Genomic DNA, 23,207 nt, shown 5'->3' on the forward strand with positions numbered 1-23,207 from the left:
CAGTTACTACCGGGAGCTGTCAATCCTATAAGTAGATAGGGGGTATCGCGAGTTCCCGGCGGGTACCGCCCCCGTATGACACACCGTCAGCGCCAGCTTCCGCTTTCCGTGTCGTAGACGGCGTTGTCGCGGGCGACCGACCCGCTGTTCAGGCTGACCGGGTCGGCGGCGGGCGAGGGCGCGTAGTACGTGTTGCCGGTCACGCTGTTTGCAGTCGAGTCGACACCGTCTGCGTACATCCCCGCGGCGGACTCTGACTCGAACGTGTTGTCCGAGATGTCACACTGCTTGCTGTGTGCCAGCCGCACGAACGTGTTCTCGCCGGTTGGCTGTCGGAATCGGTTGTCGACTATCTGCAGATTGTTCACGTCGGTGTTGGGGGTCTCCCGGGCGAGAACATGTGACTCGGACAGGGCGTCGCCGAAGTCGTTGCCTTCGATGACGCCGCCGTCGATACGGTTCGAAATACGGAACCCCTCCCCGTCGACCTCGTCCCAGTAACAGCCGCTGACGACCAGCTCGCGGACGCGGTCGATGTTCTCGGCGTCGAGGTTGAAAAACCGGCCACACCCGTTGGCTCGCACCCCGTCGAGCTGCACGAGCTTCCAGCTGGGGGCGAACTCGAACTCCGCCTCCCCGTCGAGGTGGACCGCCGTGCCCGCACCGTAGATGTCGGTGTCGGTGACCGTGAGTTGCATCTCCTGGCCGTCATCACGGGTGTCGATGGCGTTGTGCCCGTCCATCCGGAACTCACACCCCGTAACGTTCGTTTTCCTGGCACCTGTTCGAACGCCGGGGTCGTCCTGGGTGTGGACGGTACACCCCTCGAACCGCACGTCGTGGGCCGAGCCACCGTGACAGTTGAGGGCCGCCGACCCGTTGGCCGATGTGAAACAGTCGCGGAACGTGACCGACCGCGAGGCGACCTCCCGGGGGCCGCCCGCGGTCACCGAGAGCGGGTGTCGACACTCCTTTGCGGCACACCCGTCGACGAGGATGTCGTGACATCCGGCCCAGACCTGGATCCCGTAGCCGTTCCCGTTCTGGATGTCGGCGCTTCGCAACACGGTACAGTCACGCACGCGACAGTTGGCACAGGCTTCGAGCAACAGTCCGCGGTTACCGAACTTATCGAGCCACAGGTTCTCGAAGCGGGCGTCCCGGCAGTTCCGGGCGAGCACGCCGAAGTAATCCCCGTTCTTGTCCGGTGACTGCAGGCGAAAGCCCGACATGTGGACGCTGATGGGGTCGAGCACGTACACGCGCGTGCCCGCGTCGTAGCCCCCCGGCCAGACGACCGAATCCTCGAGTCGGACGGTGCGCCCGTTTCTGGCCAGGACGCTGTGGGGCTCGCCGGGCGGTTGGCCACGGCCCAGCACGCCGTCCCCCTCCGCGTCTTCGAGGAGAACCATGTCACCCCGCCCGACCCCCGACGCCCTGTCCAGTTCGACAGTGGTGTCCCCGTCCGCGGCGCTGTCGGCGAGGGCCGTTTGGAACCGCTCTTGGCCCTGAAAGCGGAACGCGAAGTCGCCGGCCTCCCGGTGGTCGATGACTGCGTCCCGGCCGTGTATCCTGAGCGACTTTCCCACCGCTATCGACGGCCCGCCCGTGTACTCCCCGTCGACGAGGATGGCACCGCTGTCCGGGACGGCGCCGATACTGTCCCGGAGGACGCTCCAGCTATCCGTTCCCGAGCGGACTGTTCCGCCTTCCGGGTCGACGGCTCTGTATCCGTCCTCGGTCTCCGAGAGGACGACGTCGTACTGGCGCGAATCGTTCGTCCCGCGTACGTCGACACGCTCGTCGAGCCCGTCCCCGTCGCGGGAGATGGCATCGAGGCTCACGCCGACGGCCCCGCCGAGGATTCCGGCACCTAGAAGCGACAACACCTGGCGGCGACTCGTGTGACCTCCGCTGTCCTGCCCCTCGTCGGACATACCGCCGGTTTCGCCGCTCGATAAATCAGTATGGGCCGACTGTCGGGGGCCGTCAGATTGTCACCGTCCCGCTGTACGGCGACGTTCCGGCGGAAATGACACCTTACTGCTCCCCGACTGGACTGTGCAGCCGTGCTGACGTGTCTCTACGGCGGCCGGGCGCGCCCGGCCGCTGGGACACCCGGCGCGTTGCCACACGACCCGCCGGCACGTCCCCGGGTGGTACGGCCGCGAGCCGATATGTGCTACATACCAATGGCCGGCTTTTCCCATACGTCCGCCCATGCACAGCGGTCGACGCCCTCCCGCTCGCACCGTCGGGGACTGCCCGAGCTGACTCTACACCGATAGCATGCACTGTTGGCCACGCCGACACCGACTGTGGACCCACCGTGGTATCGATAGCGATCAAAAGGGCTGTCCGCCCGCCCGGAACGCATGGGTCTGAGAGACGAACTCGCCGGGCGGTTCAGGGCCCAGCTGGCGGGGAAACTCATCAGAGCCGTCGGCGGGTCCCTGCTGACGGTCGGGCTGGCGCGGTTGCTCGACCCCGGCGGCTACGGGCTCCTCTTTCTCGCGCTGTCGGTGGTGACCGTCTTCCAGCTCGTCACGATAGGTATCGGTCGCTCTGCCGGCCGGTACATCGCCGAGTATCGGGAGACAGACCAGTCCCAGCTGACCCACATCGTCCGTGACTCGGCATTCGTCCTGATCGCCGTCATGCTGGTCGCGGTGGCCCTGCTTTCGGTCACCGCGACCCAGATCGCTGCGCTGTTCGACGAGCCGGGCTTGCGGCCGTTCCTGCTGGTCGGGGCGCTGTTTGTCGTCCTCTGGATGGCTATCACGTTTCTGGAGAAGGTCCTGCAGGGGTTCGAGGCGATACGGTTCGTCGCGGTCATGGGGAGTGTCGGCCGGCTCAGCCGCGTGGCCCTGGCGCTCGGGCTCGTCGCCGCCGGCTTCGGCGCGCTCGGCGCGCTCTGGGGCTACGTAGCCAGTGCGCTACTGACCACCGCGCTCGGTACCACCTACCTGTTCCGGAAGCTCCGGCAGTACGACACCGACGCGAGCGGGCCCGAACCCGGACTCAGACGCCGCATCTTCGAGTACGCCGTCCCGACCACGGCGACCAACATGTCGAGATATCTGGACCACCAGGTGGACACCCTCCTCGTCGGCTATTTCCTCTCGCCCGTGGCGGTGAGCTTCTACGTCATCGCCGAACAGGTGGTGAACTTCCTGGAGACTCCGCTGTCGGCGCTTGGCTTTACGCTCTCCCCGACGTTTGGCTCCCAGAAGGCGGCGGGCAACGTCGAACAGATGTCCCGTATATACGAGGACGCCCTCCTGAACGGACTGCTGCTGTACGTGCCCGCGGGTGTGGGGCTAGTCCTCGTGGCCCGGCCGACCGTCACGCTCGTGTTCGGCCCGGCGTACAGCGGGGCCGTCCCCGTCCTGCAGGTCCTCGGGCTGTACGTGATACTGAAGGCGATCACGAAGGTCTCGGACAACGGCCTCGACTATCTCGGCCGGGCCCGGGAACGGGCCATCGCACGGGTGATCACGGCGCTGCTCAACGTCGGCCTGACCGTGGCGCTCATCCAGCCTTTCGGCGTGACCGGGGCCGCGCTGGCGACGCTTGTCACACACGGACTGTACACCGCCACGAACGTCTACATCTCCGCCCAGGAGTTCGAGCTCCGCGTCGGCTTCCTCCTCAAGCGGGCCGGCAAGATAGTCGCCGTCTCGCTCGTGATGTCGGCCGTCGTCTTCGCGCTCTCGGGCTACATCTCGGGCTGGCTCACGCTCGGGCTCGTCGTCGGCACCGGTGTCCTCGTGTGGGCGCTGCTGTCCGTGACGACCGGACTGCTCGAACTCCGGCAGGTGGTCGCCGTCGTGACGTGAGTCCCGCCGCGCCTGCGGGCGGTAGGCGTCGCTTAGCGGGGGTAGCCGCTCTCTTTTTATGCCCACGGACACCCCGGTCACCGACAGACGAGTGGCGTGTGGAAACCGCCGCCTCGCTGTGGGCGGGTCGACACGCCAGCAAGCTATGACACAGGGACAATCTGCGTTACGAGACGGGGTCGATCTGGTCGCGATCGTCGGGCTTGTCGCATTGGTGAACCTGGTGGTGTTCCGCCCGGGCATCGACGGGTCCGTCCTCCGGGTCGCTCTCGGTGCCTTCCTCGTGCTGTTCGTCCCGGGATACGTGTTGCTCGCCGCGCTGTTTCCCGCGGCCGGGCGGTCGCCGACCGACGACCGGGCGACCGACGCCTCGGTATCGCTGTTCGACAACCAGCGACCGGACCGGAGTATCGACGGCCTCGAACGCGCCGCGCTGTCGTTTGCGCTCAGCATCGCGCTCGTCCCGCTGTTCGTGTTCGGGCTGATGGCCTCGCAGGTCGCGTTCGCTCCCGTTCCGGTCACGCTGACTATTACCGCCTGGACGGCGCTCCTGGTGCCGGTCGCGGCTTTCCGCCGCTTTCGGCTCCCCCGGCGTCAGCGGTTTCGCGTCCCCGTCGGGCGCTGGCTCGCCGCGCGCACGCGACTCACCGAGGCTGCTGACAGCCGATTCGACGCCCTGCTGAACGTCGGTCTCGCCGCCGTCGTCGTGCTCGCGCTCGGGACTTCCGCCTTCGCCGTCGCGGCGCCGCCGGCGGGCGAACGGTACACCGAGCTCTACGTCACGACGGCAAACGGCGAGGGGAACCTCTCGTTTTCGGACTACCCCGAGACGCTCACTCCCGGCGACCTGGAGTCGGTGTACGTCGGTATCGAGAACTACGAGGGCGAATCCGTCGACTACTCCGTCGTCGTCCAGCTCCAGCGTGTCGAGGGGAGCGCCGACGACCCGGTCGTCACCGAACGCGAGTCAGTCGACCGGTTTTCCACGACGCTTGGCCACAACGGGACCCGGCACCTGAACCGGAGTCTGGCGGTCTCAGACCGGCTCGCCGGTAACGACCGCCGGCTGGTCTTTCTCCTCTACGAGGGGGCGGTTCCGGACTCGCCCACTGCCGAGAACGCCTACCGCTCTGCCCATCTGTGGGTCGATGTCGGGACCGGGGCAGTGACAGTTCTGCCGGACGGCGCGGCACAGACAGGTGCGGGAGCGGCTGGCGGGACGGAGCGGGCGACGCCGTAATGATGCCCTGGACCCACGCGGTGTTTGGCTACATCGCGCTCTCGCTCACCTCGCATGCGCTCGCCCGGACCGCCCCCACGACCCGAGAGACGGTGCTGGTCGTGTTCGGGGCCGTCTTCCCGGACCTGGTCGATAAGCCACTGGCCTGGCAGTTCGGTCTGTTCGGGGGGCGGACGCTCGCTCACTCCGTGTTCGTCGCATTTCCGCTCTCGGTTGCCGCTGTCGTCGCCGCCAGCCGGCGGGGTCACCCACGTCTCGGGCTGGCGTTTGCCGCCGGCTATCTGTTGCATCTCCCGGGCGACCTGCTACCGGCGTTTCTCAAGAGCGGACGCCTGGAGCTATCGACGCTGCTCTGGCCGGTCACGGACGGCGGCGGCGGCCGGGCCGACAGCTTCGTCAGGGAGTTCATGGTCAACGTCGTCCCGTACGTCCGGGACATCGCTGCGGCGATACTGGCTGGCGACCTCTCGGGCCAGTTGCTCGCTCTCTTCTCGCTGTGGGCGCTCACGTTCGCGCTGTGGGTCTACGACGGGATGCCGGTCCTCCGGGACGGCTACGACTGGCTCCGCCACGCTGTCGCTCACAGGGAGTGACGAACGGGGGGCTCGTACGACTCGCGGTTTTCGCAACCCGGCGAGGGCGATACCGAGGCGGTTAGGGTCGTCCCGTTCGGCCCCACAGCTACTCGACGGTGGGTGCCCGCTCGTCGGTGCGGCCGGGGAGCTCGATTTCGATTTCGAGTTCCGGCTCGCCCATCCCCTCGAAATCAAGCTCCAGTTCCACCGGCTCGCCGAAGGCAAAGGGGAGCTCCCACTCGTCGTCGACGATGGTGAGCTCGTCGCCGTCGCGTAGCTGTTCGCCGATGGCGATGAGGAACTCGCCGGCCTCGCTCGCGTCCAGTCGGTACTCCTGTTCGAAGTCCCGGCCGGGACGGATAACCGACCGTTCGTTGTCGGAGTCTGTCATCACCCTCTAGTCCGTGCCCAAGATTACATCGGTTTCGCTTCACTTTGTGTCGGCTGTCGCTTCCCGCTGTCACTGACGCCCGTCTCAGAAGCCAGTTACAGATGTCTGTAACGAACGTCTGTATAAGGTTTCGTCCGTCGAACGCCGTCACTGGCGACCGTGGCGTCGTCGATGGGAACAGCTACCTGTACTGCCCATCTGTCTGTAACAGCCGAAATAGGCATTTGTAATAGACGCCTGTAGCAAATATCTGTAGCAGATAAATGTAACAGACAACTGTAACAGATACTAGGGCTATTGACCCCCGATTACCCAGAGAAACCACTGGAAAGCAAGCGGTACAGCAAGCCATAACAGGCAGCTGTTACAGACAACAATAACAGATGTATGGGCCGAATGTCTGACACAGATTTATGGGAACGGCACGCGACAGCCCGTATATGATAACGGCCGTCGTGTACTCGGAGTCGGGCGGGACCTACAAGACGACGATGACCGCGAACCTCGCCGTGGCGCTGCGACGGATGGGGCTGCGGACGCTCGTCATCGATCTGGACCCACAGGAGGGGAACCTGACCAGTCTCTTCGACGCCGGGGCAAGCCGGAGCGACCCCGACGCCGACAACCTGGTCAAGCACATCCTGGACATGCCCGACGGTCCCTTCGAAGACCTCATCGAGACGACGGCCGAGGGCGTCGATATCGTCCCGAGCCACGACATGCTGGGCGATTTCACTTCGAATCTGGAGCAGAAGATCTCCTACGAGACGGGGATGCAGAACATGAGCCGCGAGGAGTACCCCCGCTTCGAGCTCCTCTATGACCTGCTGTGGGAGCGCGAAAGCCTGCAAGAGGAGTACGACGTCGTGCTCATCGACCCGAACGCCCGCGCGGAGGACCTGCTCTATAACGCTATCTTCGCGCTCAGAACGCTCGTCGCCCCGGTCAAGCCGGCGGGGAAGGGGAACCTGAGTCTGGACGGGCTCGGGGAGCTCGTGGGGAACATGGAGTCCCAGCTGGACATCGAGGTCGGGCTCGCCTGCGTGGTTCCCTCGGGCGTGGGCCAGACCAACGCCCACCAGCAGTACCGCGAGCAGTTCGAGTCGACGCCGGAGTTTGCGACGCCGGTCAGCATCGGCGACCGGGAGAGCCTGATGGACGCGATGTGGGAGGCCCGGGGCTCGGCGTTCAAGGTCGTCGAGGAGCGCTGGAAGACCTTCGAGCGCGACGGCGAGATGGTGAGCGAGCCCGGCCAGCGCCGGGTGCGCGACCGCGAGATAGCGACGCTGGAGCGGCTCTCCGAGCTCGCGTACTTTCTCGCCACCGAGACGTTCGACGCCGACGTGGAGCCGGTACTCGACATCGATGTCGTGGACGACGAGACGCGACAGCTAGACCTCCGCGAGCACCGGGAGGTGACGACGGCGTGACGAACTTCAAGTCCGGCTCCGGGAACCTCGACTTCGACGGCGACGACGAATCCGCGGCCGACAGCTCGGCGCCGACAGCCGGGCCGTCCGACGATACCGGGCCGGAGGAAGGGGAGCCGACGACCGACGCGGCCGCCCAGCCGGACAGCGCCACCGGCTCGGATACCACCGGGGACGGACCGGCGGCCGACAGCGACGGGGCGACCTACCCGTACTTCGTCCGCCGGAACAACGTCGGCGACGAGCGCGACACCCGCCTGGAGATACACGTCCGGGACAAGGTCGCCGAGGGGGAGGCACAGTTCCGTCACGCGCTGGCCACACAACTGGGCGCAAGCGACGTCTCGAAGACCGACGCCCGGGAGTTCGCGCTGCTTGCGGCGTACCGCCACCCCGAACAGGTCGCCGAGCTCATGCGCGAGGAAGGGTTCGACTCGCTTGGCTAACCACCTGCGTCCCACTCCCTTTTAGTTCCCCGACGCTGAGAGGCTGGTATGACAGCGTCGGGAAGCGACCGGACAGCCGCGTTCGACCTTGTGGCGGCGGTTGTCGCAGTCGCGCTCGTGGCGGTACTCGTCGTCTCACCGCTGGGGGCGGTGCGACCGGTCGCTATTGCCGTTGGCCTCCCCTTCGTGTTGCTCGTGCCCGGCTACGCGCTCGTCTCGGCGGTGTTTCCGTCTGCCGGAGAGACCGCGCCCCTGCCCGGGGAGACCACGTCGTGGCTCGGGCGGCTCGGCCTGAGCGTCGGCGGGAGCGTCGTGGCCACCGCGGTCGTCGGCGGCGTTCTCGATTTCACCATCTGGGGGTTCCAGCGCGAGGCGGTCGCGGCTGGGCTGTGTCTGGTCACCCTGGCGGCGGTTGCGGTCGCCTGGTACCGGCGGCGGGCGCTCCCGCCCGAACGGCGGGCCGGCACCGACGCCGGGACGCTGGTCGCCCGAACCCGCTCGGTCGTCGTCGGTGAGGGGCCCGCGGGCACGCTGCTGACGCTCGTCGTCCTCCTGTCGGTCGCGGGCGCGGTCGGCGTCGTCGCACAGGAGTCGAGCCAGCGGGGCGCCGTCACGGAGTTCTACGTCCTCGGAGAGAACGACTCGGGAGGACTGGTCGCCGACGAGTACCCGTCGGCGGTGTCCGTGGGCGAACCGACGACCGTCGGTATTGGCGTGGGAGCGACCGGCGAGCGGCCGTTCGACGGGACCGTCGTCGCCAGTCTCGAACGGGTGACTCGGGAGGGCGACACCGTGCGTATCCGGGAGTCGACCCGTCTCGACCGCTTCAACGTGACCGTGGCGGCCGGCGAGACGACCGTCCGGCGCCACACTGTCCAGCCGCCCTTCGCGGGCGAGCGGCTCCGCCTCACCTACCGGCTCTACCGGCCGGGTTCGGACAGGCCGCTCAGGCAGGTCCACGTCTGGCTAGCTGTCACCGAATCGACCTGAAATATCCGGGAACCGGCGATACCTATATGCTTGGATCGGTCGTGTCTTGATACGTATATGGGTGGGGGATGACGTCGATGAGTGAGTATTCGGTGGGTGAGTCCGGTGGAACGGATGCCAAAAGCGGTGTTTCCGTGCGTCGTTCCGTCGTGGAACTGGACGATGAGCACCACCTCTGTGTGCTGTCGCTCCGGAGCGGGGCGACCGAGACGAGGCCGGTACGGGTCGTGGAGCGAATTCCCGACACGCACTCGCTCCAGCTCGGGGCAACTGAGACCGCGCCGGCCCCGGGTGGGGTTCTCACCATCGAGCGGACGGTTCCGCCCGACGAGGCGGTTCGGTTCGGTTACCTGCTTGCGGGCACGGCGACCCCGGAACTCCCCGAACCGTCGGTCGGACTGCAGCCCGACGTACTGGACGACGACGGGGTTCAGGCCGTCTGGACCGGACCGGGCGGAGAGACGACGGCCCTCGAAGTGGCCCCCGACCGCCAGGAGCTGTCGCTGCCGGTCGTCGCCCGTCCAGCGGCGTCGGAGCTGTCCGGAAGTGCCGCCGAGGAACGGGCGGGGTCGTCGATGGGCGACGCCGCCATCGGGCTCGTGCTCCGGCCGACAAACGAGGACGCCGCGCTCCGGACGGTGTTGCGCGCGACCCAGCGCGGGCATCCCGTGTTCGTGACCTACAGCGGGACGGCCGCGGACGTGGAGTCGCTCGACCGGCTGTCGTCGCTCGGTGCGGTCGTCGTGGACCCACCGGGAACGGACGCCTCCCAGTCCGAGCTGAACCGGTTGCTCTCCCGAACGGCACGCGAGCGGGGCCTGCCCGGACTCGTCCTCCAGACGCGTGACTGCCCGCGCATCGACTACCGGCGCACGGCCGACGCGTACGACCGGGCCGACTACGAGGTCGTCGCGATTCCGGAGAACTGGTCGATACCGTCCTCAGAACCGAGAGTCGTGGTCGGTATCCCGGCGTACAACGCCGCGACGAGCATCGCCGAGGTGGTCGAGCGTGCGGCGGCCTTCGCCGACGACGTGGTCGTCGTCGACGACGGGAGCCGTGACGAGACGGCCGCTCGGGCCCGCGAAGCGGGCGCGTCGGTGGTCCGCCACGAGTTGAACCGCGGCTACGGCGGGGCGCTCAAGACCCTCTTCCGGACGGCCGACGACCGCGGCGCCGAACATCTTGTCGTCATCGATGCGGACGGGCAACACGACCCCGCCGACATCCCGACGCTGGTCGAAACCCAAAAGCGGGGCGGGACGGACATCGTCATCGGCAGCCGGTACGTCGGCGACCGCGACACGAAGATTCCGCTTGTCCGGTCGGTCGGCCTCGCGGTCATCAACGGGCTGACGAACGCGAGCATGGGGAAACTCCGCCCGAGCGGCTACGTCCACGACACCCAGAGCGGTTACCGGGTGTACAGCCGCCGGGCCATCCACTCGCTGGCGGCCGACTCGATGATCGGGGACAACATGGGCGCCAGTACGGACATCCTCTATCACGCACACAAGGCCCGCCTCTCCGTGAGCGAGGTCCCGACGACCATCTCCTACGACGTGGACAACGCCAGCTCCCAGGGCTCGCTCTCGCACGGCTTCGACCTGTTGCGCAACATCGCCTGGACCGTCGAGTACGGCCGGCCGCTCCTGATCGTGGGGATGCCAGGCGTCGTCTCTACGGTGATGGGTATCGCGGTCACGGTCCTGCTGTTGACCTCGTATCTCAACACGGGCACCGTCGCCGCCCACCAGCTCATCGTTTCCACCCTCTTTGCTGTCGGCGGGATGTTGCTCTGTATCGCGGCGATACTGATGCACGTGCTGAACGTCCACCCGACCATGCGGCGTCTCACGACCGACACGAACGACTGAGACGCCGTGTCGTCGCCGCTCGATAGCGGGCTAGAAACTGCCGACGAACTTCTCGAGCGTCCGCGTCCCGACGACGACCAGAAAGACGAGCGTGCCGGCCACGAGCGGCCAGCGCAGCCGCAAGCGCCAGGCCGGCGCCGCGTGGACGGGCGCGGTCAGCGCTGTCAGTATCGCAAACCCCAGAAAGGCCCCTACGAAGAGGAGTTCGACCGACAGCACCCCGGCAGTTGCCAGCAGGACGATACACGCCAGTGTCCAACCCGCCTGCGCGCAGAGGAACTGACGCTGGCTCGCTGTGACCATCTCCGCGAGCCTACGCCGGCGGCGATTATAGTACCGTCGGGTCGCCGAGTGCCTGCGCTCGGCCGCCGGGTTCAAGCCACCCGGACCCGTCCGGTAGACAGTAGATGTTCCCGTGGACACACGCCGCCTTCGGCTACGCCCTCTTCGTGGTCGTGGCCGGCGCGCTCGTCGCCCTCGGGGTCCGGGGGCGGATTTCCCGGGCGGAACTGCTCGCCGCGGTGGCGGCGACACAGCTTCCCGACCTCGTGGACAAGCCCCTGGCCTGGTATTTCGCCGTCATCCCCTCCGGGCGGTCGCTGGGCCACTCGCTCATCGTCACCGTCCCGCTCTCGCTGGCCGTGCTGGCCGTCGCCCGGCACCGCGGCCACGCCGAGGTCGGCCTCGCCTTCGCCGTCGGCTACGCCAGCCACCTCCTTGGCGACAGCTACGTCGCCCTCTACTACTGGCGCGTCGAGGAGTTCACCTTCCTGCTGTGGCCCGTCCTGCCGGCCTACCCCTACGACGACTTCGCGGGCCTTGGGGCGCTCGTCGACGGTGTGGCGCTGACGGCGCCGCTGCTTGCCGCGCTCGCGCTCGCCGCCGTCGGCGGGCTGGTCTTTCTGGGCCACTTCCTCCGGGCGCCATGGTGGTCGCCGCCGCGACCGGACTGACCGGCAGAGAGAACCGGGAGCCATCGCTTTAGGTCTGCTCTGCCAGTGCACCTGCTTCGCGGATGATCGGTCCTCCTCAGATACGTCGGTCTGCAACCCGAATTCACACGTTGAATCGGGGATATAAGGGTTTAAATCAGGAACCGAATAGCGTCGACAATATTTTATCTTCTTACTATAACTGTTCACATATGCCAACAAAGTCGAGCGGTTCGCACGCCGGCGGTCATCTGATGTCGCTTGTGGCATCAGCGCTGTTAGTGGAACACGTTACGACGTTTCTCCCGTCGTTCCGGGAGCTGTCACACTTGGCAGGCAACCTATTTACGGGTGTGACAGGCGTTTCCCTGCCGGACCAGGTCAGCGGTATGCTTCTCATCTCCTTGGTGCTGATGGCGGTTTGGGGTGTCGGATTTCATTTCTATCACGCCTAAGCCCGGGCATTCTACCGCCAGTATTGCTCTGTATCGCGCAGCTCCGGCAGAAGCCCGCGGCGTCGCTGCTCTCGCCGCCGTTCGCACCGGATTTAAATAATAAAACGTCTACAGACCAGAACATGCGGAACAACCGCGGGCTGGACGAGGCGACGCTTGATCGGCTGGAGCCGCTGGTTCCCGAGACGGTCTCGCGCCTGCGAAACAGCGGTGGCGACCCAGGGAACGCCACCCAGCTGTTGCACCGCGGTATCGAGGAGGCCGTCGCGTCCGGGGAGCTCTCGATGACCGTCGTCTCGCCCTACGGCACCGAGTACGAGCTGGTCAACCTGCCGACGGAGTTTCGGGAGGTGGAGCTTTCAGTTCCCGAGGGACGGTATCATATCGGAACCATCGAGGGGCAGGTCCGTGCGTGGCTTGACGACGAGGCGACGTCTATCCGGGAGCTATCGTTCGCCATCGAGGGGATTCTGGAACAGCAGGCGGCCATCGAGCAGTACGTCTCGGAGCACGAACGCGAGTTCGAAACCCGACTCCAGTCGGTCGAGAGCGACGTCGAATCCGTGCGTGCGGTTGCGGCCCAGATCGACGGCCAGGTCGGGGAACGGGCGCGCCAGCTCGTACTGGAGAACCGCCACGCGGAGTTCGATGGCGTCACTGCCATCACAGACGGACTCAGCGACGCCAAGCGCGCGCTACACCGGTGTGCCTTCGACGGCGCGATGACCCGCCTCGGAAAGCAGGAGGCGGCGGTCGACGGGCTGCTCACCGCGGTGGACTTCCTCCGGAGCCTCATGGGGGGTATCGAGCACGGTCAGACATCCGTCCGCCTCCCCGGCGGGAAGACCGAGCAGCTCTACGCCGAACTCGAACCGCTGCTCGAAGAGCAGCTCGACGTCGAGCTCTCGGTCGCGGGCGACAGCATCGTCGTCGAGGGCGGCGAGGCCGACAACGACAGCGACGACGGCGGACAGCCGTCCGTCGAGGCGGCTGCTGGCGGGACCGATAGCGGGCCCGACCACTCGGTCGATACTGTCGCTCCCGCCTCGGTCGCCGACGAGATACTGTTTATCCTCCGGGAACTCAAAAACGGGGCCAGCTCCGGCGGGACAATCGAGTACCAGACCGAGCAGCTACCGGACGCTATCGGGCGCCCGGACGTCCTCGCCGCGCTCGCCGCCTTCTGCCGCCGGCAGTCCACTGTGGTCTCCTCGGTGACCGTCCAGGAGGGGGCGCCGCCGGGCTTTATCGAGATCGAGTTCGTCGACGGCACCGGTACGGCGGCCGGGCTGGAATCGCTGACGACCGCTTTCGTCAACCGTCACGGGACACATAATTGAGGGCCGTGTCGTGTTGAGTAAACCAGTGCCTCTTTAGCGGAGGTATGCTGTTACTACATACCAAGTAACCGACAATGGCACGAGTGTGTAAAATCTGTATGGAGCGCAGCGGGCAGTGGAACGCGGGCTCGCTTATCGAACACATCCGAGCGGCGCACGAACACGAGCAAGAGTCAATCGAGAAGATGTACCCGGACCTCGTCGACCAGGTGTACGCGGAGGGGGACGACCCCGCCGACTCGTCGGGCGCGGAGACGGTGACCGTCGACTCGGGGACCGGGCCCTCCCCCGGACTGACCGACGACCACATGGACGACGCCTACGGGAAGAAGTGGTATCTCATCGGCGTGGGCGGAGCGGGGAACAACATCCTCGACGCCATCCTGATGCGGCGTGACACGCTAGAGGAGAACCACGAACAGCGGGCCGTGATCTGGAACGGCGGTCTGGCGGGTTACGGGTCGCTCAACACGAACGTCAGCGAGCTGGAACAGACGTACTACGCACAGGAGGAACACGGGTACAGCCGCAACGACCTGCTCCCGAACTGCATGATCGGCTTCGGGAAACACGACTACGCGGGAGCGGGGTTCCGCTGGGACATCGGCCGGGACCTGGTCGAGGCGGACTTCGCAGACGGCGCGAACCCGTTCAAGGACCGGTGGGACATCAAGACCCAGCGGCTCAAAGACTCCCAGGCGGTGATGTTCGTCCACAGCGTCACGAAAGGGACCGGCTGTGGGGCGACACCGGCGCTGGCCGAGATGGTCCGCGAGCGCGTCCTGAACGACGATTTCGTCGTCGAGAAACCGTTTTTCAGCAGTATCGTCCTCCCCTCCCGGGGCGGTCAGTACGCCAACTTCGGCGGGCGGGCCAAGGTCAACGGCATCGTCGGGCTCACGCGCGCCTCGAAGGCCGTCGACGCCATCATCCCGTTTGACAACCAGCGCCTCAGCGAGGTGACCGGCGACATCCGGCCGCGTATCCACCGCCTCGACGAGTACAACCCGCCCCAGTACGAGGAGCTGAACAAGCCACTGGTCGCGTTCCTCGAAGCGTTCACCATGTCGTCGGTGCCACAGTTCCTCGACCGGGAGGCGACGATGTCGATTATGGGCGACGTATTCGACCCGGCCGACAGCTTCCGCCCGGTCCAGGACAAGTATCAGGTCGACCCGGACAGGGAGTACACGCCGGCGGTGATACTGGCCCCGGTGCTCGGTCGCTCCCGGGCGGAGACGTTCGACCGGTCGAAACTGGAGATTCTGGTGCGGAACGCGCTGTTCCAGAACAAGCTCGCGGAGTTCGACCCGACGACGGCGTGGGGCGGGACCTTCCTCCTCTATGGCCCCAACGAGAAGATGGCCCAGATATCGGAGTTCATCAGCGACAGTGTCATCTCCGATATACTGGGCAGCGAGGAGTTCCTCGACGCGGGGGACCAGTCGGGGGCCGAATCGATCGATATCCACATCAACCAGCTCGTCACGCCCCATCTCGACGACGTGTTCCTGTGGGGGACGCTGTGGAACCCGGAGATGCCTCCACTGGAGGAGATGTACGACCACGCTCGGGAGCTCAAACAGGAGGGACAGAGCGAACAGGCCGAAAACATCAGGGACGTCTGGCAACACATCGAGCCGCTGTTCTCGTGTCTCGGCCGCGAGAACATGCCCTGAACTGGTATCGCCGAGACACGCCGGTCGCTGTGGCCCAACGCGTGCCGGCGGCCGTCCCTCGTCAGGCTTTACGCCGCGTCGACTTTCTTGGCGACTGTCGTTGATGCCCCGCTCTTCGTTACGTCTCCGACCTGGCGGGCGGATTTCGGTTTGAACCCGTTCCAATACGGGAATCTTCCATCACTTCTGTGATGGTATTTATTTGGGATTTCGGGACACACGATTGTTGAGCCGTTAGGAAGTTTTTTCACTTCTGTTGCATGCATTGAGTATAATGGCCGGTGGAGATATCAACGGGTTCGTCTGGAAGATTGGGTGGAGCCCCTGGCTCACGACCCTGGGTGTCACTGTCCTCGCTATCATCGTCGGTGCTGTAGTCAAAGCTATCGCCCCGCTGGCCGGTGTCGGGCTCCTGCTTGGGGTCGGCATCTACTTCTACGGGACACGCGTCATAAATGCGAACTACGAGCACCTGCTGGACCAGTTCATCTCCGAGACGGAACGCGGTGCTGCGCGGGACATCGACGTGGCCAATTCCAGCACCTACAGCCTCACGTGGGGCGTAACGAGTTCCCCGATATTCGTCGAGCCGTGGAAGGTGTACAAGACCACGACGCTCGTCGTTACGGGCACGTCGGTGAACATCAATCAGGGCGCGAAGTACACGATGTCGTCGAGAGCGAAGAAAGCCGGCGGCACGAACAGGGAGTTCTTCTACGACCAGATTACGGCCGTCGAGTCACACCAGGACGGGACCCATTCCACGCTCGAACTACGGACCTCCGGGGGCGAATCTATCGAGGTCGGGTCCGGGGCTACTGACACCGTCGACGCTGCCATCAGTGAAATCCGGAAACGTCTCCGGGACGTCAAGTCAGGCAGGAACCAGTCGATGGGGCAGGCCGTCGACCAGCAGGCACAGGAACAGGCGGACAACGTCTCCCCCGAAGCGGACGACGGCACCGGCGACCGTGAGAGCGCGTCGGGCGATTCGACTGGTGGCGGGGACGCGTCGCCCGAGGCGGAGTGTGCCAGCTGTGGCGAGAGCGTGGCAGCCGATGCCGCCTTCTGTCCCGCCTGTGGTGTCGAGTCGCCCCTGGAAGCGACTGTACCGGACGAGTCCGCAGCCGCAAGCGCCGACGCGGAGGCGGCGGCGACATCCCCCGCCGTTGCCGACGTGGCCGAACGCCTTGAGGACCGCCTGAATCCGGAGTCCTCGGCGTCCAGGCAGCTCTGTCGGGTGCTGTCGGACCCGGGGGCGTCGGATGACGAGATTCAGTCGGCGATGGAGGAGGCCATCGACCAACTGGACGCGGCCTCGGCCGTCGAAGATGCGGTTCAGCCAGCCGACCGCCGGGCCACGACCGACGTCTTCGAGGACGTCAAACAGGACCTCGCGGGACAGCGCGGACGGCTTCCGGCGGCCGTTGAACTGCTCGTCGACCAGTTGCTCGACGCGAAGCGGGAACTCGAACACCAGGAGGACAGCCACAGTGACCTCGCCGAACCGATGGCGACCATCTGCCGGGTGGCCGAACGGTCCGAGGCGGTGTCGTTCGAACACCGTGATATCGACGAGCGCGCCGAGGAACTCGCGACGGCGCTGCAGACCGACGACGTCACTATCGCCGGTCAGGGTGTCTCCGTCCCGGCCGTCGCGGACGACGTCGACCGGCGCGTTCGACCGACGAGCGAGGAGGCCCGGGAACTGCTTGCCGAACTCCGCGAGCCCGAGGGCGAGGCGGCCCTGTCGGAGACGATAACCGAGGTCGTGTCGGTCCTCGACGACTACGGCGAAACCCGGGAGATGCTGGCCGATATCAGCGTCACGGACGTGACGCGGCGACTGGAGTCACTCGAACGCGAACTCCAGAGCCAGGACACGGCGGTTCACAGCCGGCTGGCGACCCGTGTCCGGGAGCTGACGTCGATGGTCGAGGACGGAAGCGTCGACGACATCCAGCTGTATGCCGTCTACCAGGAGGTGTCGTTCTACGACCGCACGCTGTTGCCCGGCCTCGACCAGAGCGGGTCGGCGGGGGGCTCAGCCGACACGGCCCAGCTCCAGTCGACGGTGGCACGCCGCATCGAGGCTATCGAGAACGACTACGTCTCGGTCCGTGCGGACCACAACCACTCGATACCGCGGCACTTCCTCACACTCACCGAAGAGCTGGCCGCCGAGGCCGACGAGGCGATGGCCAGTGACCCCGACCGGGCGGCCGGGCTCTTGCTCGCCGCCGACTCGCTCCTCGACCACATCGAGGCGCTGTACGAACGCAACGAGTACAGCGTGATGTTGCGCCGACTCCGGGGGTAACTGGTACGTAGATACCGGCCATTGTCAGGCTAATCGATAATTATTTTAACAAGGAATTAAAATGAATTGGTCGTGAATCAATGACATATCTGTTTGTGGGAGCAGGGCAAGCCGGGAGCGCCGTTATCGACGCGCTGTTCGAGTTTACCGACGATTCGATGCTCGGACTGTTCTCGAATCCAGATATATCCACGCTCGGAACACCAATTGTCTTCAACTCGACAATTCGAGATCTGGAGAATTTGTCAAATATACCAAACGAAAATCAGCTGGGGATCGCCGAGCAACACGGGCTGGTCGAACGCTCCGAGCCGGGGTTCGAGGAGAAGGTGACCGGCGGCTTCGGTCGGAACCCCGTCAAGGCCGACGAGGTGATGAGCCAGTACGACGGGGAAGTCGAGGCGGCCCTCGACCGCCGGTTCGGTGATACCCCCACCACGGACCCGGACCCGGACGCGGACGACGAGGAGGTAAACCGGGCCGAGACCGAGACGATAGACTTCGTTTTCCTGTGTCTCGGTCTCGGCGGTGGAACGGGATGTGGCATCGGTCCGCACCTCGCCCGACAGATAAAGGAGTACACCGACGGGCACGCGAAGGTCATCGCGATCGCCATCCTCCCGAACACGGCCGGGTCGGCGGCAAACGACAGCGCGGACGGCGGCGGCGCGGGGCGACAGGCCTGGAACGCGAACTACGGCATCGACCGGCTCGAAGAGGAGGCGGACGGTATCATCCTGGTCGACAACCAGCGTATCTCACACCTCGACTCCTCGGCCGGCCAGTTCAGCCAGTACAACGAGTACGTCGCGGCCTCGCTGCACGACCTGATAACGGGACCGGTGTTCAGCGGTGTGGACGCGAGCGACGTGTCAGGGGTCGATACCCCGGACATAGACGTGCGCGACATCCTCACGTCGCTGTCGTTCGGGGTGGGCTCGGGCGACTCACAGCCGGGCTACGCGGCGATCGGCCGCTCGGTCACGATGACCCACAGCCTCGGGGGCTACCTGCTCCCGGCCATCGGGCAACAGGACATAGACAGCGCCGCGCTCTCGCGGCTGTCGGCCTCGAAACAGACCCTCGCGAGGGCCGACAGCGCGGAGGTACAGAAGGCCATCTCGCTGATACGGGCCCCGAGTTCCTATCTCACCGACGGGAAATACAGCGTCGAGATGGCGACGGTCCAGCAGTTCCTCGAAGAGAGCTGCAGTCTCAACGAGGTCAACCTGGGCATCGCCCTCAGCGACCGTCGGCTGGTCTCGCTGACGACCCTGCTGACGTACCGGCGTGAGGACGTGACGCGGCTCAACGAGATCGCGGACATCGCCGCCAACTACGAGGCGGAAGCCGAACAGCTGACAACATGATGGGCACGGTCTCGCAGGCGGTGACACACGCGATGGCGGCGCTGGCGACGGCCTCCGACGGGGCGATTGCCGCCGGCTCCCGCGCCAGAGCCGTCAGTCGGCTGGCCGAGCAGGTGCTGGTGCTCGCCGGCTCCGGTGTGGTACTCGGGCTCGGCCTCGGAATCACCGTCTCCGGCGTCGCGACGTATCTCTACAAACGCAAACAGATCAGGGACAAGCTTGACTCATGAGCCGCCAAACCCCGGTCATGGTACTTCTGCTCGTTCTGCTGGTCGGCTCGGTGGCCGGCGGAGTGGCCGCTGCCCCTGGTGCCGGTGAGACATCGACCGAGCGGCTCGGTCCGGCGGACGGCGCCGCTCAGGCCCCGGCAGTCACGCAGCCAGCCGTCGACTGTCCGTCGACAGCCGACCTCTCGGAGAGCTACCTCGTCGCGTGCGAGCGGTTCCGTGAGGCGAACAACTCCATCCGCAACGCGTCGGCCTCGCTCAACGAGACGACGGCGACGATACGGAGCGCAGACACCTACACCAGCGAGACACATTCGGCGGCTAAGGACAATCTGGAGACGATTGGGAAGAACCGAACGAAACTCGATTGGGCCTACGAGAACCTCACGCACGCTGTCCTGACCGGCGAGATGGCGCCGGCACAGCAGTTCGTGGTCCTCCGCTCTTTCGAGCGCCGGTACACGGAGACGGAGGCCGCCGCCGCGGCGTCGGTCGAACGGTACAACAGCACTGTCGATACCAAGCGCCAGAGCGCGGCGTCGACGGTGACTCAGTACTTCGGCGCCGCGGGCGCCGTCAGTCTGGTCGTCGGGGCGATCCTCGGTGCGTTCGTTCCGCTGCGTGAGGCGCGGAACGTCACCGAGCAGATGCGACTGAGCAGCAACGTCAGCTACAATCGGCGGGCCGGCCTCGTCCCGCTGGCGGTCGGGATCGCGCTGACGCTGGTCGGCCTCGGCGCGCTGTGGTTGCTGGGAGCGGTGGGAATAATCGGTGTGATTGTATGAGTTCAAGCACGCGTACGAGACTCGGAATCGGTGGTATCATCCTACTGGTAGCGACCGTCGGCGCCGGCCTGTTCGTGTCTACCGGCTCGACCGAGGTAGTGTGGGCGACGCTGGTGGGGATCCCGGTCGTCGTCGTCGGCGCTATCGCGCTGTACGTCCGGGGCATGCTGACCCGGACAAAGACGAGCGAACAGCAGTTCGTCCAGAAACGGGCCGGGAGCGTCGCCGAGTCGTTCCAGTCGACGCTTCGAACGCTCAACGAGCTCCGTGACACCTACCCGCGCTGGACGCCCAGCCTGGACGCCCAGGCCGACTCAATCGTCGCGGACTTCCGGACCCAGGGCGTCGAGTTCGACCCCGACTCCGGCTCCTTCGAGGTCACTAGTAGCGTCTCCGATGCGGACATCCAGGAGTTCGACCGGCTGGAGACGGAGGTCGAGAGCTTCGGCGACCAGATGGAGGCGGCGTTTGGCACGTTCGTCCGGAGCGAGGTCGCGGAGATAGAGAGCGCCTTCGAGCGCCTCGAATCGGCCGACCTCATCGACGCGGTGCCGTCGACGACGGTACCCGACACCGACTCGGTGCCACAGCTGCGCGATACGCTCGATGCGATTCGGCTCCAGTCGGACGAGGCGGTCGCGACCGCGACCGAGGGCATCCGCGAGATGAGCCGGGGCGAGAACCGGCCCGACGACCTAGAGCCCGTCGAGTCCAAGCTCGATGCGGCACAGTCGGCCGCCGACCGGAGCGACTACCAGAGTGCCGTCGAGTCCGTTCTGGAGGCACAGGACTGGCTCAGAGACCAGTTCTCGGGGTCCTTCGAGGCGGAGCGGGAGTCGCTGACGACGCTGATCGAGACGGTGATGGACTCCGACGTCGAGCAGTACGTCGACGCGGACCAGTTCGACACCGTCAGACAGATGCAACAGACCGTCGAGGGCATCGACTCGGCGCTGGAGCTGTCGGAGCTGACCAGCCGCCGCGCGACGCTGCGGGAGACCTGTATCGCCATGGTCCGGTCGATGGAGTCGGAGCTGGAAGACTCTGCACGGACCCTGCGGACGGCGGACCTCCCCGGGGGGTACTACACGGAACCCGACGTCGTCGGGGAGTCACTCGCCGACACGCTTGCGGGCATCGACGAGATGGAGCGATTCACCGCCGAGTTCGCCGACGGCGCCGCCCGGCTGACTGACGCGCTGGCGACGACGACGACCAAGGCGTCGGTCGTCGACGCCTACGACGACTTCGCCGGGGAGATAGACGAGACGCTTCAGGAGACGGGCGAGGTCACTGGGGACGACCTGCCGGTCCGCCACGCCGAGCAGTTCCTCGGGCTCTACAACCGACGGAACCCGTCGGTCGAGTTCGACCCGGAGACCGGTGTGCTCCATCGGGGCGACGTCGAACAGTACGACGTGACTGTCGGGCTCGAATACGAGCGCGGCGGCGAGCCGCGACAGGCCACCGTGGAACTGGACGGGGGAGCCGTCTCGCTGACCGAGACAATCGAGACGCGCGTCGCCGGCTCGGTGACCTTTGAGGAGGTCCCGTCCGGTGTTTACACCCTGTCGGCGGACCCCGGCGTCGACGAGTTCGGCTCCGTTTCCGAGGAACTGACCGTCGAGGACGAGGTCGAGACCAGCGTGGAGTTCACCGGACTCTCGCTGCGAGAGCGGGTGTGTGACGGCTTCGACGAGGACATGACCGACCACCTGTCGGCGGTCGACAGCCAGGTCCGGTCGACCTTCGAGGAACAGGACTACGTCTCCACGGCGATGGAGCTCCCGGTGCGGGACGCGTACGCGCCCTGTCTCGTCGCGATCTGGGGGGAGGAGAACGGTTACGACCTGACCGAGTTCGAGGACGACATCGTTGTCTACGACCCGTCCCAGGTCCGACGCGAGATAGAGAACATCGTCCAGTACAACCTGGAGGCGGGCGAGCAGCTCCGGTTTGACGAGGCGAGAGAGAACTTCCTGTCGGTTCCCGTATCGGACGACGTCATCCGCGGTGTCGTCTCCGAGCTCGACCTGGGGGCCGACGTGACCACGTCCGCGACGGCTATCGAGATAAACTAGAAAATGTCAGCTAATAATACGTACACCAGATGGAGCGTCGTTGCATCGGGCGAAGGCGGCGGCCGAATCGCCTCACAGTTCTTCAGCCGCGCGGAGAACCCGGGCATCGACGACCGGATACTCGTTATGAACACGAACCGGTCCGACCTCCGGAACACGATAAACCGCCTGCAGGAACACATGGGGTCTGCGGGCAACGAGGAGGAGCTGATGCAGGAGAACGCACTGGAGTTTGGCTCCCAGGAGGGGGCGGGCAACTTCTTCCCGAACGGCGAGCAGTGTGCTCGCGAGGACCTCGACCGGGTCGTTGGCCGGATCGAAGACGAGATGCCAAACTCCGACGCGTTCATGCATATCGCGACGCTGGGGGGCGGGACCGGTAACGGCTCGATTCCCTACGTCATCGAGCAGTTCAAGAACGGGCTGACCGACGCCGAGATGGACGTCCCGGGCTGGATAGACAGCGTCATCCACACCGCCTTCGGCGTGTGGCCGTACTACTACGAACAGCCCCAGCGCCACTTCAACGCGGTCTGTGGCCTCTCGCGGCTGTTGCGCACCGAGGACAACGTCCAGAACGCGGACATGGTGTTGCTGGCGGCCAACTCCCAGATAGAGCAGGCAAGCGGGGACGGCGCGGAGCAGTACGACTCGATAAACAGCGCGATCATCGAGGCCATCGATCTGATGATCGGCGCCGGGCGGGAGACACGGAGCGTCATCGACATCAAAGACTACGTGACGATCCCGTCCCAGATGGACGCCTACCACTTTACCCCGGCCGTCGCCACCGACGTCGACGGCTCTATCTTCGAGCTGGAGTACGTCCTCGAACAGGCCGCGGAGAACACTTTCGTCCCGATGAGTATCGACACGACTCAGGCCGCCTACGCCATCGTCCGGGCCCCGGAGTCGATGATAGACAGCGGCGAAATCTCCGAACCGGACGTCTACGACGCGTTCCGGAGCTGGACCGACAGCCACGACATCAACGTCGCCGGACAGGCCAGTCTCACCCCAAAGCGGGGGAAGGGTACGGACGTCGACGTGTTGCTCCTGCTTGGCGGGTTCGACCTCAACCCGCTGTTGGACCACTCCTGGGACAACTTCGAGATGCTCAGAGAGAGCCTGGCCGGGTCCGCCGGCGGCGGCGGGACGAACCTGACCCACGCCGAACTCGACCGCGTCGTGTCGAACCTGAAAGAGTACGTCGACCAGAACGCGGGATAA

General features: G+C 65.8%; 20 protein-coding genes. 17 read left to right on the forward strand and 3 right to left on the reverse strand.

Annotation, left to right across the window (positions count from 1 at the left end; all coding sequences use genetic code 11):
* Window positions 1-86: 86 nt before the first annotated feature.
* Window positions 87-1,937, reverse strand: a complete 1,851-nt coding sequence (locus tag VJ162_RS11015; protein ID WP_324664281.1) for a right-handed parallel beta-helix repeat-containing protein — start codon at window positions 1,935-1,937, stop codon at window positions 87-89.
* Between the two features lie 438 nt (window positions 1,938-2,375).
* On the opposite strand from VJ162_RS11015, the gene VJ162_RS11020 reads away from it, so the two are divergent.
* From VJ162_RS11020 to VJ162_RS11030, 3 genes are all read left to right on the forward strand, one after another.
* Window positions 2,376-3,839 carry a flippase gene (locus VJ162_RS11020; protein WP_324664283.1) on the forward strand — a complete coding sequence of 488 codons (1,464 nt, stop codon included), beginning with the start codon at window positions 2,376-2,378 and terminating at the stop codon, window positions 3,837-3,839.
* 145 nt (window positions 3,840-3,984) lie between these two features.
* Complete coding sequence (locus VJ162_RS11025; RefSeq protein WP_324664285.1) at window positions 3,985-5,079, forward strand: DUF1616 domain-containing protein; 1,095 nt, start codon at window positions 3,985-3,987, stop codon at window positions 5,077-5,079.
* On the forward strand, window positions 5,079-5,672 hold the full coding sequence (locus VJ162_RS11030; RefSeq protein WP_324664287.1) for a metal-dependent hydrolase: 594 nt from the start codon (window positions 5,079-5,081) through the stop codon (window positions 5,670-5,672). Before VJ162_RS11025 ends, VJ162_RS11030 begins: the two co-directional genes overlap by 1 nt.
* A gap of 88 nt (window positions 5,673-5,760) precedes the next feature.
* On the opposite strand, the gene VJ162_RS11035 is transcribed toward VJ162_RS11030, so the two are convergent.
* Entirely contained in the window at window positions 5,761-6,045 is a 285-nt protein-coding gene (locus VJ162_RS11035) for an amphi-Trp domain-containing protein (protein WP_324664289.1), read from the reverse strand.
* Window positions 6,046-6,485: 440 nt separating this feature from the next.
* Between VJ162_RS11035 and VJ162_RS11040 the strand changes: the two genes are divergently transcribed.
* The 4 genes from VJ162_RS11040 (at window position 6,486) to VJ162_RS11055 (ending at window position 10,788) form a co-directional block, all read left to right on the forward strand.
* Window positions 6,486-7,475: a ParA family protein gene (locus VJ162_RS11040; RefSeq protein WP_324664291.1), complete on the forward strand. Its 990-nt coding sequence runs from the start codon at window positions 6,486-6,488 to the stop codon at window positions 7,473-7,475.
* Complete coding sequence (locus tag VJ162_RS11045; RefSeq protein WP_324664293.1) at window positions 7,472-7,921, forward strand: acyl-CoA dehydrogenase; 450 nt, start codon at window positions 7,472-7,474, stop codon at window positions 7,919-7,921. Before VJ162_RS11040 ends, VJ162_RS11045 begins: the two co-directional genes overlap by 4 nt.
* A 48-nt stretch (window positions 7,922-7,969) precedes the next feature.
* Window positions 7,970-8,911 (forward strand): DUF1616 domain-containing protein, encoded by a 942-nt coding sequence (locus tag VJ162_RS11050; protein ID WP_324664295.1) that lies wholly within the window; start codon window positions 7,970-7,972, stop codon window positions 8,909-8,911.
* A gap of 149 nt (window positions 8,912-9,060) precedes the next feature.
* Window positions 9,061-10,788, forward strand: a complete 1,728-nt coding sequence (locus VJ162_RS11055; RefSeq protein WP_324664297.1) for a glycosyltransferase family 2 protein — start codon at window positions 9,061-9,063, stop codon at window positions 10,786-10,788.
* A 30-nt stretch (window positions 10,789-10,818) separates the two neighbouring features.
* Here VJ162_RS11055 and VJ162_RS11060 read toward each other — a convergent pair whose 3' ends face one another.
* Window positions 10,819-11,091, reverse strand: a complete 273-nt coding sequence (locus VJ162_RS11060) for a hypothetical protein (RefSeq protein WP_324664300.1) — start codon at window positions 11,089-11,091, stop codon at window positions 10,819-10,821.
* A 104-nt stretch (window positions 11,092-11,195) separates the two neighbouring features.
* On the opposite strand from VJ162_RS11060, the gene VJ162_RS11065 reads away from it, so the two are divergent.
* The 10 genes from VJ162_RS11065 to VJ162_RS11110 all read left to right on the forward strand — a co-directional run bounded on the left by VJ162_RS11065 (window position 11,196) and on the right by VJ162_RS11110 (window position 23,207).
* Window positions 11,196-11,741 (forward strand): metal-dependent hydrolase, encoded by a 546-nt coding sequence (locus tag VJ162_RS11065; RefSeq protein ID WP_324664302.1) that lies wholly within the window; start codon window positions 11,196-11,198, stop codon window positions 11,739-11,741.
* Window positions 11,742-11,932: 191 nt separating this feature from the next.
* Window positions 11,933-12,175 carry a hypothetical protein gene (locus VJ162_RS11070; protein ID WP_324664304.1) on the forward strand — a complete coding sequence of 81 codons (243 nt, stop codon included), beginning with the start codon at window positions 11,933-11,935 and terminating at the stop codon, window positions 12,173-12,175.
* 122 nt (window positions 12,176-12,297) lie between these two features.
* The gene (locus VJ162_RS11075; protein WP_324664306.1) at window positions 12,298-13,515 is read left to right on the forward strand and encodes a hypothetical protein; all 1,218 of its coding nucleotides are present in this window, start codon (window positions 12,298-12,300) and stop codon (window positions 13,513-13,515) included.
* A 98-nt stretch (window positions 13,516-13,613) separates the two neighbouring features.
* Entirely contained in the window at window positions 13,614-15,194 is a 1,581-nt protein-coding gene (locus tag VJ162_RS11080) for a cell division protein FtsZ (RefSeq protein ID WP_324664308.1), read from the forward strand.
* Window positions 15,195-15,468: 274 nt separating this feature from the next.
* Window positions 15,469-17,514, forward strand: a complete 2,046-nt coding sequence (locus VJ162_RS11085; RefSeq protein WP_324664309.1) for a hypothetical protein — start codon at window positions 15,469-15,471, stop codon at window positions 17,512-17,514.
* Between the two features lie 242 nt (window positions 17,515-17,756).
* On the forward strand, window positions 17,757-18,884 hold the full coding sequence (locus VJ162_RS11090; protein WP_324664310.1) for an FtsZ/tubulin family protein: 1,128 nt from the start codon (window positions 17,757-17,759) through the stop codon (window positions 18,882-18,884).
* On the forward strand, window positions 18,881-19,114 hold the full coding sequence (locus VJ162_RS11095; protein ID WP_324664311.1) for a hypothetical protein: 234 nt from the start codon (window positions 18,881-18,883) through the stop codon (window positions 19,112-19,114). Before VJ162_RS11090 ends, VJ162_RS11095 begins: the two co-directional genes overlap by 4 nt.
* On the forward strand, window positions 19,111-19,896 hold the full coding sequence (locus VJ162_RS11100) for a hypothetical protein (RefSeq protein WP_324664312.1): 786 nt from the start codon (window positions 19,111-19,113) through the stop codon (window positions 19,894-19,896). The genes VJ162_RS11095 and VJ162_RS11100 overlap by 4 nt, the downstream gene beginning before the upstream one ends.
* Complete coding sequence (locus tag VJ162_RS11105) at window positions 19,893-21,977, forward strand: hypothetical protein (protein WP_324664313.1); 2,085 nt, start codon at window positions 19,893-19,895, stop codon at window positions 21,975-21,977. Before VJ162_RS11100 ends, VJ162_RS11105 begins: the two co-directional genes overlap by 4 nt.
* 3 nt (window positions 21,978-21,980) lie before the next feature.
* A complete protein-coding gene (locus tag VJ162_RS11110; protein ID WP_324664314.1) occupies window positions 21,981-23,207 on the forward strand; it encodes an FtsZ/tubulin family protein in 1,227 nt (408 codons plus the stop codon).

Source organism: Haloarcula sediminis (genome assembly GCF_035656455.1).
Lineage (GTDB): Archaea > Halobacteriota > Halobacteria > Halobacteriales > Haloarculaceae > Haloarcula > Haloarcula sediminis.